Annotated in this window: 12 protein-coding genes; 6 read left to right on the forward strand and 6 right to left on the reverse strand. The window is 45.7% G+C overall.

The genetic code is table 11. The annotated features are described in order from the left end of the window. The 3 genes from HEM79_RS22615 to gadW form a co-directional block, all read left to right on the forward strand. Window positions 1-83 (forward strand): hypothetical protein (locus HEM79_RS22615; RefSeq protein ID WP_286178571.1); only part of this gene is annotated, 83 nt, incomplete at its 5' end. Between the two features lie 368 nt (window positions 84-451). After that, the gene (gene gadX / locus HEM79_RS09895; protein WP_176241336.1) at window positions 452-1252 is read left to right on the forward strand and encodes a DNA-binding transcriptional regulator GadX; all 801 of its coding nucleotides are present in this window, start codon (window positions 452-454) and stop codon (window positions 1250-1252) included. A gap of 382 nt (window positions 1253-1634) precedes the next feature. After that, window positions 1635-2363: an acid resistance transcriptional activator GadW gene (gadW, locus tag HEM79_RS09900; protein WP_176241337.1), complete on the forward strand. Its 729-nt coding sequence runs from the start codon at window positions 1635-1637 to the stop codon at window positions 2361-2363. A gap of 353 nt (window positions 2364-2716) precedes the next feature. On the opposite strand, the gene mdtF is transcribed toward gadW, so the two are convergent. From mdtF to hdeD, 4 genes are all read right to left on the reverse strand, one after another. After that, entirely contained in the window at window positions 2717-5830 is a 3114-nt protein-coding gene (mdtF, locus tag HEM79_RS09905) for a multidrug efflux pump RND permease MdtF (protein ID WP_176241338.1), read from the reverse strand. Window positions 5831-5854: 24 nt separating this feature from the next. After that, a complete protein-coding gene (gene mdtE, locus HEM79_RS09910) occupies window positions 5855-6964 on the reverse strand; it encodes a multidrug transporter subunit MdtE (RefSeq protein WP_309491257.1) in 1110 nt (369 codons plus the stop codon). Between the two features lie 411 nt (window positions 6965-7375). After that, on the reverse strand, window positions 7376-7903 hold the full coding sequence (gadE, locus tag HEM79_RS09915; protein WP_000576683.1) for an acid resistance transcriptional activator GadE: 528 nt from the start codon (window positions 7901-7903) through the stop codon (window positions 7376-7378). Between the two features lie 732 nt (window positions 7904-8635). Then, window positions 8636-9205, reverse strand: a complete 570-nt coding sequence (hdeD, locus tag HEM79_RS09920) for an acid-resistance protein HdeD (RefSeq protein ID WP_000965661.1) — start codon at window positions 9203-9205, stop codon at window positions 8636-8638. A gap of 254 nt (window positions 9206-9459) precedes the next feature. Here hdeD and hdeA point away from each other — a divergent pair, with 254 nt between their 5' ends. The 3 genes from hdeA to HEM79_RS09935 all read left to right on the forward strand — a co-directional run bounded on the left by hdeA (window position 9460) and on the right by HEM79_RS09935 (window position 10946). Beyond that, the gene (gene hdeA, locus HEM79_RS09925; protein ID WP_000756548.1) at window positions 9460-9792 is read left to right on the forward strand and encodes an acid-activated periplasmic chaperone HdeA; all 333 of its coding nucleotides are present in this window, start codon (window positions 9460-9462) and stop codon (window positions 9790-9792) included. Window positions 9793-9908: 116 nt separating this feature from the next. Continuing rightward, window positions 9909-10235, forward strand: a complete 327-nt coding sequence (hdeB, locus tag HEM79_RS09930) for an acid-activated periplasmic chaperone HdeB (RefSeq protein WP_016158878.1) — start codon at window positions 9909-9911, stop codon at window positions 10233-10235. A gap of 63 nt (window positions 10236-10298) precedes the next feature. Continuing rightward, the gene (locus tag HEM79_RS09935; protein WP_176241340.1) at window positions 10299-10946 is read left to right on the forward strand and encodes an MgtC/SapB family protein; all 648 of its coding nucleotides are present in this window, start codon (window positions 10299-10301) and stop codon (window positions 10944-10946) included. 52 nt (window positions 10947-10998) lie between these two features. Here the strand turns inward: HEM79_RS09935 and HEM79_RS09940 are convergent, their stop codons facing one another. Both HEM79_RS09940 and shuU read right to left on the reverse strand, forming a co-directional pair. Next, complete coding sequence (locus tag HEM79_RS09940; protein WP_176241341.1) at window positions 10999-11769, reverse strand: heme ABC transporter ATP-binding protein; 771 nt, start codon at window positions 11767-11769, stop codon at window positions 10999-11001. Further along, complete coding sequence (shuU, locus tag HEM79_RS09945) at window positions 11766-12758, reverse strand: heme ABC transporter permease ShuU/ChuU (protein WP_309491258.1); 993 nt, start codon at window positions 12756-12758, stop codon at window positions 11766-11768. The genes HEM79_RS09940 and shuU overlap by 4 nt, the downstream gene beginning before the upstream one ends. Window positions 12759-12803 lie beyond the last annotated feature (45 nt).

Genomic DNA, 12803 nt, shown 5'->3' on the forward strand with positions numbered 1-12803 from the left:
ACTACAAAGCCTCCCTGAAATATCTCAGCGATCACCCGAAACTGCAGGGTATTGCCCATCAAAATAGCTTTAAACATACCTGATAACAGGATGCTATAAGGAACCTCCGCTCCGGCTTGCTAGCCGGGGCTGAGAGTTCGATCAGAATATAACCCGGAAATATTGGTTTATATTCATATTGTTATTAAGTGGTATAAAGTATGAATGTTTATAAATTATAATGACATAGGTGAAATATCACCCTGAGGTATTATTCGCCTGATATTCATTATCTTGCATTTTTATCTAAGCATTTTTTGTATTATAAATACCATAATGCTGCGCAATTTATCCCACTCATTATCCTTTTTCTCACCGCTTCGTTTAAATTTATATGCCAGTAAATTTGACTTAGATATAACGCGTGCTACATTAATAAACAGTAATATGTTTATGTTATATTAAGTCAACTATGCAATCACAACATGGCACTTGTCTCATTGCGTACGCAAGACATAAATATATTCTCACCATGGCTAATGGTGAATATCGCTATTTGAATGGCGGCGATTTGGTCTGCGCGGATGCAAGTCAGGTTTTAGTTTCTAACTCCTTAGAAAATTTAGTATTTGTCACGAAGGAAACGCTTTCATTATTTCTCCAGATGCTCAAGGAGGAGGCATTAATTTTCCATGCTCATAAAAAAGCACCTTCGTTAATTATTCACCACTGCGCCAAAGAAATTCCAGTTTTTCAGGAAGTTGCACAACTCTCGCAGCAACATAATCTCCGCTATGGTGAGGTATTGCGCAAAAGAGCATTAATATTTGCATTATTGTCCGTTTTTCTTGAGGATGAGCAGTTTATACCGCTACTTGTGAACATATTACATCCCAATATGCGCACGCGAGTTTGTACAGTTATCAACAATAATATCGCTCATCAATGGACACTATCACAGATCGCCAACGAGTTACTGATGAGTCAGAGTCTGTTAAAGAAAAAATTGCGTGAAGAAGATACGTCTTATTCACAACTGCTCACCGAATGTAGAATGCAGCGTGCATTACAACTTGTTGTAATGCCTGGTATTCCAATAAAACGTGTAGCAATGTCCTGTGGCTATAACAGCATGTCATATTTTATTTACGTTTTTCGAAATTATTATGGGATGACACCCACTGAGTATCAGGAACAAATAGCACAAGGAAGATTCAATGGCGACTCAATGACAAGGCTTGTTACAGAAGAAAATTTTATAGTTCGGCTGTAAGAATAAGATTACAAAGTCTGCCCGAACATAAAAAAAACCCGGCATAGGGGACCGGGAAGAGGATAGTCTGCCGTCTCCAGACTAATAAACCGTTATAACACTCCCTGTTGGCACGGGAAACTTTTGTGCTCTCAGTAAGTTAAATATAACGTTTGCTGGAGATAAGATCAGCCAAATTTTTATAAACATAGGCTATACGATTTTTAAAAATATATTTTTATTGTATTTACTTACTTCCAATTAACTGTTATGCAAATTTGCGTAATAGGTAAATTATGATCCTACTAAATATGGCAGTTTTAGCCCTGAGGAACAGTCAGGCATCATTTCATCAGTATACTGAAATTGAAATAATCGCAGTAATGGAATATAAGGGATAGTCATGGCTCATGTTTGCACGGTGATCCTCGCCTGCCGTTCGTTCGATATTTATCATGAACAGCAAAAAATATCGTTGAACAAAGAGAGTATTCTACTACTGGAGAAAAGTTTGGCAGACGATTTTTCGTTTTGTTCACATGATACGCGACGTCTGGATATCGATGAGCTGACGGTTTGTCATTACTTACAAAATATTCGTCAGGCACCACATAATTTGGGGCTACATAACAAAAATCGTTTATTAATTAACCCAGAGCCGCCCATGCCTCTGGTGATAGCGATTTTTGATAGTTTTGCTAAATCCGCTGTAAATTCTCCGATATTGAGCAATATGCTCTATCTTTCCTGCTTATCAATGTTTTCTCATAAGAAAGAGTTTATACCTTTACTTTTTAACAGTATCAGCACTGTATCGGGGAAAGTTGAACGTATTATTAGCTTTGATATAGCCAGACGCTGGTATCTGCGTGATATCGCAGAAACAATGTATACCAGTGAGAGCTTAATCAAAAAAAAGTTGCAGGAAGAAAATACTTGCTTCAGTAAAATATTACTCGCCTCGAGGATGTCGATGGCCAGAAGACTACTTGAGTTACGGCAAGTTCCTCTACATACCATTGCTGAAAAATGTGGGTATAGCAGTACGTCGTACTTTATAAATACATTTCGACAATATTATGGCATCACACCACATCAGTTTGCACAGCATTCGCCGGGAACCTTCTCCTGATTTTGGGTATTGGTCAGGATCTCACACTCGCTGCATGTAAAACTCTTTCCTGATTATCTCTGCCGGAACCAACGGCAAGTTCTCTTTGGCAGTTCGCAAACGGGTATTAGTATTTTCAGGAGGAAAAGACGCGGCATGTTTGGGATTATTAAGCTAACAATTCATATAATTACGGGAATGCTGGTCTGTATTGTGCTGTTCAAATTGATGACCAATGGCTGGAGTGGTTTCTACTTTCACTGCTGTTTGTTAAGTCTGGTATTCCTCACGATTAGCTGGTTGTTGAGTAGTGAGTGGTTGCGAGGAAAGAGTAAGGCCGAACGCTCATGTTCAACCTTACTCTCATTCATACGTTACGCTTTTTTAAAGCGGGCAAAGAGATGTTCCACAACGACAAAAAAGACGGGAACGAAGTAAATTGCCAGCACCGTTGCTGCAAACATCCCCCCCATAACGCCTGTACCTACCGCGTTTTGTGCGCCGGAACCAGCGCCATGACTGATAACCAGCGGCAGTACGCCGAGAATAAAGGCCAGAGAGGTCATGAGGATTGGGCGTAAACGCATCCGCGCCGCTTCGATAATCGCTTCTACCGGTGTTTTGCCTTCTTTCTGCATCATCTCAACCGCAAATTCGACGATCAGGATGGCGTTCTTGGCGGAAAGCCCGATGGTGGTCAGCAAACCAACCTGGAAGTAGACGTCATTGCTTAAGCCGCGCAGGTCAGTTGCCAGTAGTGCACCAATGACACCCAACGGTACAACTAACATCACCGAGAACGGAATTGACCAGCTTTCATAAAGCGCGGCGAGGGCGAGGAACACCACGACCAGTGAAATGGCATACAGTGCGGGAGCCTGGTTGGATGATAACGCTTCCTGATATGACAGCCCGGTCCAGGAGTAGCCGACGCCCGCCGGAAGTTTAGCGACCAGATCCGCCATAAATTTCATCGCGTCACCGGTACTTTTCCCGGCAGCGGCTTCCCCTAAAATCTCCATCGCCGGAATGCCGTTGTAACGTTCCAGTCGCGGCGAACCGTAGGTCCATTCTGTTGAAGAATAGGCAGAAAGCGGCGCCATCGTGCCAGAGGCGTTGCGTACATACCATTGGTTGATGTTGTCCGGCAGCATACGGAACGGAGTTCCGGCCTGGACATACACTTTTTTCACACGCCCCTGATTGAGGAAGTCGTTGACGTAGCTACTGCCGAAGGCGGTAGAGAGGGTCTGGTTGATATCAGACAGTTCCACGCCCATCGCTTCGGCTTTTGCGGCGTTGACGTTCACTTTGAACATCGGCGTATCTTCCAGGCCGTTCGGGCGAACCGCTGTTACCTGATCGGGTGATTGTGCTGCCAGCGACAACAACTCGTTTCTCGCCTGGGTCAGCTTTTCGTGCCCCAGGTTGCCGTTGTCCAGCAGTTCCATATCAAAACCTGATGCTGTACCCAGCTCCGCTACCGCAGGTAAGTTGAACGGGAAAATCATCGCTTTATTGATACTGCTCAGAGCCACCATTGCCCGCTGAATGATTGCGGTCACCGAGTTTTCCTCGCCGACGCGTTCAGACCACGGCTTGAGGCTGATAAACGCCAGACCGTTGTTTTGCCCCTGGCCGCTGAAGCCAAAGCCACCAACGGTAAACACCGACTGGACATTATTTTTCTCTTTTGTCAGATAGTAATCAGTCACCTGTTGCAGCACTTTCGTGGTGTTAACCATGGTGGAACCTGACGGTAACTGCGCGGTGGTCATAAAGACCCCCTGATCCTCTTCCGGTAAGAAAGAGGTCGGTGTACGCAGGAACAGTACCGCCATCCCGGCACAAATCAGTAGGTAAACCACCATATAGCGACCAGTGCAACGCAGCAGTGAGCGGGTGCTGTCGGTATAGTGCTGAGTCGATTTTTCAAACAGATGGTTGAAGCGTTCGAACAAGGCGTTCGGTTTGTGACCACCTTCCGGTGCGGCTTTCAGAATGGTGGCGCAAAGTGCCGGAGTCAGGCTCATCGCCACAAACACCGAAAGTAACATGGATGAAATCAGCGTAATGGAGAACTGGCGATAAATTTCCCCGGTCGCGCCGCTCATAAAGGCCATTGGCATAAATACGGCGGACAGAACAACGGCAATCCCGACCAACGCACGCTGGATTTGTCCCATCGATTTATGCGTTGCTTCCTGCGGTGGCAGTTTATCTTCCGCTATCACGCGCTCGACATTTTCCACCACCACGATGGCGTCATCCACCAGAAGCCCTATAGCTAACACCATCCCGAACATGGTGAGGGTGTTGATGGTAAAACCGACCGCCGACAAAATCGCGAACGTACCGAGAATAACCACCGGCACGGCGATAGTCGGGATAATCGTAGCGCGAATGTTTTGTAAAAACAGGTACATGACCAGGAAGACGAGGATGATTGCCTCAACCAGCGTTTTGAAAACTTCCTGAATTGAAATTTGGATAAACGGCGTAGTGTCGTAAGGATAAACCGTCTTCAGGCTGGCGGGGAAATAGGCTGATAAGCGGTTGAGCTCTGCTTTTACTGCCCGCGAGGTATCGAGCGCGTTTGCCCCGGTAGCCAGTTTGATGGCGATACCGGCGGCAGGTTTGCCGTTATAGCGCGCCACGGTGGAATAATCTTCCGCCCCCAGCTCGACGCGAGCAACGTCGCGCAGCAATACTTGCGAACCATCTTGCTGAACTTTCAGCAGGATTTTGCCAAATTCTTCCGGCGTTTGTAGACGCGTCTGCACAATGATTGAAGCGTTCAGTTGCTGGTCTGCCGCCTGTGGCATCCCCCCCAGTTGACCGCCAGAAATCTGGTTGTTTTGTACTTTGATTTGGGAAATAACATCAGAAGGAACGAGATTGTATTTATTGAGTTTTTGCGGGTCCAGCCAGATACGCATGGCGTACTCTGAACCAAAGAGCTGTACGCTACCGACACCTGCGGTACGGCTGAGTGGATCTTTAATATTAGAAGCCACATAGTCCGCGATGTCGTACTGGTTGAGGCTGCCGTTATCAGAGATGAACGCCGCCACCATCAGAATATTGCTGCTCGATTTATTGACGCTAATTCCTTGTTGCTGTACCGCTTCGGGGAGCGATGGCATGGCGAGTTGCAGTTTATTTTGTACCTGAACCTGCGCGATATCGGGCGATGTTCCCGTCTCAAAGGTCAGGGTGATGGATGCATTACCTGCTGCATCGCTGGTTGATGACATATACATCAGGCCATCAAGCCCATTCATATTTTGCTCAATCACCTGAGTGACTGAGTCTTCTACCGTTTGCGCATCAGCGCCCGGATAGGTGGCGCTGACGGTGATGGTCGGCGGCGCAATCTGCGGATACTGCGCAACCGGTAAGTTCATGATCGCCAGACCGCCTGCGAGCATCAAAATAATGGCAAGTACCCAGGCAAAAACCGGGCGATCAATAAAATAGTTAGCCATGAAAGTCCCCTTAAGCCTGCAACGTTATTGTTTCGATTCGGTGCTGGCGTTTTCCTGGCTGGAGGAAATTGCGCGTGCCTTGATACCCGGATGTATGCGTTGCAAACCGGAAACGATCACCCGATCGCCAGCCTGCAAACCAGAGGTAACAACCCACTGGTTTCCGATAGCTTTGGTCGCGTCAATTTCGCGTAACTGCACGACATCGTCTTTATCCAGAATGAGCGCCGTCGCTTTACCCTGAGCGTTGTGGGTAACGCCTTCCTGCGGCACCAGTAACACATTCTGGCGGCTACCTTCATCCACTAATGCTGTGACGTACATGCCTGGCAGTAAGTCACCATTTGGATTGGGGAAAATCGCGCGCAACGTGACGGAACCCGTGGTTTCATCTACTGTCGGGTCGGAAAATTTCAGCGTGCCGGTCTGGCTGTAACGTTTGCCATTTTCCAGATTAAGCTGCACAGGCGTACTGCCCTGAACCTGCTTGATCTGCCCACTGGCGACTTCCTCTTTCATGCGCAAAAAATCTTGTACCGACTGGGTGAGATCGACATAAATCGGGTCAAGACGCTGCACGGTAACCAGGGAATCCGCTTGATTAGCGGTAACTAATGCGCCGACGGTAACCGACGATTTTCCGCTGACGCCCGTAATCGGCGAGGTGACATTCGCGTATTGCAGATTGATCGTCGCCTGCTCAACAGCCGCTTTAGCGACGGTGACATTGGCTTCTGCTTCATTCAGTTGGGTGCGCGCGGTGTCGTAATCCTGACGGCTAACGTAGTTGGTCCTCAGCAACGATGCCTGGCGGTTAAAGGTGATGCGGGCATTGCTGGCGGTGGAGAGAGCTTTCGCCAGCGAACCTTTGGCAGAGTTCAGCTCTGCCTGTAAAGGTGCAGGATCAATCTGATACAGCGAGTCGCCCTGGTTAACTTTATCGCCTTCGATAAAGTTGCGTTTAATGATAATGCCGCCCACCTGGGGGCGTATCTCAGCAACTTCATAAGGAACTGTTCTGCCGGGCAGTTCGCTCATCACATTGACCGAACCGGGAGAGAGTGTCACCACACCCACTTCAGGTGTCATGGCGGCGGCATTTTCCGTCGATTTGTCATCGCAGGCGGTGAGCATCGCGCCGCAGAATAACAACGGTATTAACAGTATTCTTTTTCTGTTCATTTTAGTCCCTGAAAACTCGTGAGAAATAACGGTTCTTTGAATTACGCGTGGGGTGAGGTATGAGGGATTTACAGACCAGCGGCATAATGCAAGTCATGAGGTTGTAAGCCAGCGAGGAAGCATGTAGGCAGAGTGACCAATATTGTGACGTTAATGGCAAAAAAAATGTTGCCGTTCTGCCGACAGTCTCTGTCTGCATCCGGGCAACGAAGGTTTCTACTGGTGGATACATAAACCAGGGGAATAAGTTCGTTTTCGCTTCTCCTTGGGTTATCACCGGGAGTAATGGAGTCAGCATTTGCATCCCTCGTCATGCCAGCCATTAATTTCAGACAATTATCGCTGGGTCACTTCGGCGCCTTATTAAAAATAAGAAGAAATTCCCAGAGTCACGATGTCGCTCATACGTCTCAGTTTCAGCTTGTACATGATATTGAATTTCTGGATCTTTAACGTTTGCTGCGAAATATTCAGTGTTGATGTGATATTACTTTCATTTTTGTTTTTCAGAATCAGTTGCATAATTTTGAATTGATTATGCGAGAAACATAATTGAGAATTCTTATGGGGTAAGTGTTTTCCATAAGTAATATCAATCAGGTTTTTAATACTTTCTTTGCGGCTGATAAAATAAATAGGCGACTGACTTTTCAGTTTACTGATGTGATAAGGTGCCAGAACAATGATTCTTTCGGCATCTAATTTCTCAAGAAACTTAATAGCTTCTTCATCAAGGATATGATTATGATAGGTATCAATGATCACCTTGAATGGTTTGTTGCCTATGCTTTTGAGCTCTGACAGGGAATTGATTTTTATCATTTCGTGATTATCTTTCAACTGCAAAAAGCCCTGTAAAAGAAAAGAATCCTTCGTCATGAGAAAAATCATAACTTGCTCCTTAGCCGTTATCGTTTCGAACATGCTGTCCTTTTCATTATTTACATCCATGTCCGAATATGGTGTTCAATATAGTAAACGCCTATAAGAACCTTGCCCTTCGTGAACTAATACGTCTATTAACACTAATCAAAACTTCAGATTTAGCCATCATCTGGTCCATATATTGATCCTAGGTAAGATTCCTGGTTGTTATTGATTTGTAATTAATAAACAAAACATTAACACGCTGCGGACTTCTACCCAAGAATAAGTTATAAATAATCCATTTGTGATCTCTGAAGAATATTACTAAAGTTAAAGCGTAATCCGATTTAAATATTGAGTCTCCTTGTTTCTATTTAAGCTGGCAATTGGATTGCCAGCTTTCTTTTAGTGCATTGATAGTGAAAAAATAAACTCTGGAATATTTGTTTATCTACCCATAGCATCGATGTTTATGGAACCCTCAGTTCACTTTCTCACAGCACTTCTAAAACATTAAACCTGACAACGAAAAATATCAGCCATGATAATGTTTGAAATGGCTAATTCGCCGTGAAATAAATAAAAAATACAAAAATTTCAGATAGTTGATTTAATCGCTGTGCGCGATTTATTTCAACGATAGTACGTGTTTTATCAAAGTAGCTATGCGGTGGTGTGGGTATTAGCCACCTCATAATCATTGTGCGTGACTATGAGGCAGGCTAAAAAATAGAGCGGAGATACGTCGGCTAGTTATTATTTTTTAACGAACAAACTAGCAAAACTGAACAGGCTGGCGGCGCTAAATATGAGTTCGATCCCTACCAGGGTAGATACCAATGTCACTGAAACCATCGGTGTTGCGCCAAGGAATATCCAGGCAATGACGATATCCAGCACACCAATAACGAGTTGTAGCCAGCTACCTTTCATTGAACGCTGACGATACCAGCTCATCAGGCGAATAACCCCTGCGACGCAGAACAGACCCGCAATAAACGCTGCAATGGCGAAAATCCCTAGTTCCGGTGCACGGATAAAGAAATAGCCGATCAATAAATAGGCTACTGCCACGAGGAACCCCGATAATACAGGCCAGAAATTATGACTGCGGTTGCTGAATAATCCAACAATAAGTGCAATGCCCGAGCAGATTAATAATACGCCAACTACCGTGCTTAGAATATCACCAGAAACAAACGGGAAACTGATACACAGTAAACCGACGATGAACAGCAGTACTGCAATAAACTGGATCGCTCTGCGATGCTTCTTAAGCATATCCAGATCAAACTTCAAAATTGTTGCCTTATCTATATATAACATAGGACCACCCTATAAATTTAAGAAGGAAAACCCCTGCTATCAATCTATGCCAAAAATGCATCTGAGAATGCAGTTGATTTAATAAAAATTTCCTAATTACCGTGCTTGATGACCGTGTAACTTGTTGTATTAGAATAAAAATATCTGATTTTGATATTTTGTCTCAACATGACATACCCAGAAAACCAGGTTATAACCTCAATGTCGAAATTGATTCGTGACGGCTCTTTCACTTTATAGTTGAGGATATTACGATGAAAAAAGTATTAGGCGTTATTCTTGGTGGGCTGCTTCTTCTACCTGTAGTGAGCAATGCAGCAGATGCGCAAAAAGCAGCTGACAATAAAAAACCTGTCAACTCCTGGACCTGTGAAGACTTCCTGGCTGTAGACGAATCCTTCCAGCCGACTGCTGTCGGTTTTGCTGAAGCTCTGAATAATAAAGACAAACCGGAAGATGCGGTTTTAGATGTTCAGGGTATTGCAACCGTAACCCCTGCGATCGTTCAGGCTTGTACCCAGGATAAAAAAGCCAGCTTTAAAGATAAAGTTAAAGGCGAATGGGACAAAATTAAGAAAGATATGTAATTACGGGAATGCGTTACATCGTATTTCCTTAAATATTGAACAGGCCGGAATATCTTGCTTATAAAGCAGGTAATCCTCCTGTTCATATATCAATTATTTATTGAATGGGTTGTAAAATGAATATTGCATCTCTACGTAAAGCCATTGTTTTCGTTGGCGCTGTAGCGGCACTGTCACTGGTTAATGCGCAATCTGCACTGGCGGCTAATGAATCGGCTAAAGATATGACTTGTCAGGAATTTATTGACCTGAATCCGAAAGCAATGACACCTGTTGCATGGTGGATGCTGCATGAAGAAACAGTTTATAAAGGTGGCGATACAGTAACCTTAAATGAAACTGACCTGACTCAGATCCCTAAAGTGATTGAATATTGTAAGAAAAATCCGCAGAAAAATTTGTATACCTTTAAAGATAAATTGGCAAATGTCCTGCCGAATTAACAGGAATAAAGCAAAAAGGAGTAGCAAGCTGAGCCATCTTGCTGCTCCTTTTTGCGTTTTTATATGACTACCGAATTTATTATTCGTTTGATCCTGGCCGCAATTGTTTGTGGTGCTATTGGCATAGAAAGGCAAATACGCGGCAAGGGTGCTGGTTTACGTACTCATGTCTTGATTGGCATGGGCAGTGCGCTGTTCATGATTGTGTCGAAATATGGTTTTGCTGATGTGCTGTCGTTGGATCATGTCGGGCTTGATCCCAGCCGTATTGCCGCTCAGGTCGTCACTGGCGTCGGATTTATCGGTGCAGGGAACATCCTCGTTCGCAATCAAAATATTGTCGGTTTAACGACCGCTGCGGATATTTGGGTAACGGCTGCCATTGGTATGGTGATTGGTAGCGGCATGTATGAACTGGGGATTTACGGTTCCGTGATGACCTTGCTGGTGCTGGAAGTCTTCCATCAATTAACCTTCCGCCTGATGAACAAAAATTACCATTTACAGCTGACATTAGTGAACGGTAATACGCTATCAATGCTCGACTGGTTTAAGCAGCAAAAAATAAAAACAGATTTAGTTTCGTTGCAGGAAAATGAAGATCATGACGTGGTTTCCATTGATATCCAGCTTCATGCCACAACGTCGATAGAAGACCTGTTGCGATTATTAAAAGGCATGGCAGGGGTGAAAGGCGTTTCAATTAGCTAATCTGTATCGTTATTTATTCGGCAGGAGTACCAGAGCGGTACTCCTGTTGGTTTTAATGATCGAGGACGATCAGTGGTGAGTGGTTGGCAGGATCTTTCAGCACGGTAATATCCGCGCCATAGAGCATTGTTAGCGCCTGTTGTGTCAATACGTCCTGCGGTTTGCCATTTGCGACAACCTTTCCTTTTTGCATCAAAACAACACGGTCAGCATAACGGGCTGCAAGATTAAGATCGTGCAATACGCAGCAGACGTTAAATTGCCGTTCGCGAACTAACTGGCGTAATAAACGAAACAGATGTTGTTGATGGTGAATATCCAGCGCCGACGTTGGTTCATCAAGAAATAACCATTTCGGTGAGGGGACTGGTTCCCAGAGTTGCACCAGCAGGCGAGCCAATTGCACACGCTGTTGTTCACCGCCGGATAATTGCCGGTAGTCGCGGTTAGCGAGTGCCTGGCAGTCGCATAACTGCATAATCTGCACCGTTTCACCACTCTGATTGCCAGTACGATGCGGATGCCGCCCCATCTGGATCACTTCCTGTACGCTGAATGGAAATGCTATATGGCTATTTTGACGCATCACGGCTCGGTGTTTCGCCAGTTCGGTGATTGACCATTCATTTAATGGCTTATTAAACAACCGGCATTCGCCGCTATCAGGTTGAAGATAGCCGGTTAGCTGGCGAAGCAGCGTGGATTTTCCCGCGCCATTAGGGCCGAGAATGGCAACAATTTCTCCGCCGGGAAAAGTCAGCGAAACATTGTCAGTCAGACGCCGTCCATGAAGGCTATAAACCAGGTTTTTGGCGCTGATCATGTGATCCTCCGGTTACGCAGAATCAACCACATAAAATAAGGGCCGCCAAGCAGACTGGTTAATAATCCCACGGGCATTTCTGCTGGCTGTACCAGCGTGCGGGCAAGCGTGTCTGCCATCAGCAATAAACAGGCGCCGGCGAGGGCAGAGCAAGGGATTAACCAGCGGTGATTTGCCCCGGTCGTCATGCGAATCAGATGCGGGATCACCAGGCCAATAAAGCCGATAATGCCGCTTACCGATACGGCAGCGCCAACCAGCAGCGAGCTAATCAACAGTAATTGCTGGCGTTTACGTTTAACGTTGACGCCGAGGTAGTGGGCTTCTTCATCACCAAGCTGGAGTAAATTTAGCGTTCCGGCAAGACAGGTTGTTGCCATAATGGCTGGCAGAATGAATGAACTGGCGACCAATAACGTCGGCCATTGCGCCTGACCGAGATTACCCATCATCCACAGTGTGAGTTGTCGTAGCTGCTGTTCATCGCCGATATAGCTCAGTACGCCGATCGCCGCACCGCACAGGGCATTGATGGCGATCCCGGCCAGTAACAATTGCATCATGCTGCCATCGCGATGGCGCTGCGTGATGAGAAAAATGACGGTACAGACCACTAAACTGCCGGCGATGGCAAATACCATTTGCTCATAGAGCACCAGCACCACCGGGAAGGAAAAGGGCAGGACAATAGCCACGCCAACCATTAATGCTGAACCGCTACTGACGCCGAGTAATCCAGGGTCAGCCATGGGGTTGCGAAAAAGCCCCTGCATAATCACCCCGGCGGTTGCCAACGCTGCGCCTACCAGCACTGCCAGTAAAACGCGAGGCAGGCGAATATTCAGCCAGATATCGCGGTATTCCTCATCAAAAAGGGCATCAAAACTGATCTTTAACGCTCCCTGACTGGCACCGAACAGCACCAGAGCAAGCAATAATAGTGATAGCCCCATAAAGACACTGGCGGAAGAAAATGAATCCTTGAGCACGCAAAACTCCATTACGACATTACGGCGCGGATATTCCGCGCCGGG

Source organism: Escherichia sp. 93.0816 (assembly GCF_013368855.2).
Taxonomy (GTDB): domain Bacteria; phylum Pseudomonadota; class Gammaproteobacteria; order Enterobacterales; family Enterobacteriaceae; genus Escherichia; species Escherichia ruysiae.

Bases quoted from the DNA above. Each gene is read 5' to 3' on its own strand.
- gadX (WP_176241336.1), top strand. From the start codon at position 452: ATGCAATCACAACATGGCACTTGTCTCATTGCGTACGCAAGACATAAA.
- gadW (WP_176241337.1), top strand. From the start codon at position 1,635: ATGGCTCATGTTTGCACGGTGATCCTCGCCTGCCGTTCGTTCGATATT.
- mdtF (WP_176241338.1), bottom strand. From the start codon at position 5,830: ATGGCTAACTATTTTATTGATCGCCCGGTTTTTGCCTGGGTACTTGCC.
- mdtE (WP_309491257.1), bottom strand. From the start codon at position 6,964: ATGCTCACCGCCTGCGATGACAAATCGACGGAAAATGCCGCCGCCATG.
- gadE (WP_000576683.1), bottom strand. From the start codon at position 7,903: ATGATTTTTCTCATGACGAAGGATTCTTTTCTTTTACAGGGCTTTTTG.
- hdeD (WP_000965661.1), bottom strand. From the start codon at position 9,205: ATGTTATATATAGATAAGGCAACAATTTTGAAGTTTGATCTGGATATG.
- hdeA (WP_000756548.1), top strand. From the start codon at position 9,460: ATGAAAAAAGTATTAGGCGTTATTCTTGGTGGGCTGCTTCTTCTACCT.
- hdeB (WP_016158878.1), top strand. From the start codon at position 9,909: ATGAATATTGCATCTCTACGTAAAGCCATTGTTTTCGTTGGCGCTGTA.
- HEM79_RS09935 (WP_176241340.1), top strand. From the start codon at position 10,299: ATGACTACCGAATTTATTATTCGTTTGATCCTGGCCGCAATTGTTTGT.
- HEM79_RS09940 (WP_176241341.1), bottom strand. From the start codon at position 11,769: ATGATCAGCGCCAAAAACCTGGTTTATAGCCTTCATGGACGGCGTCTG.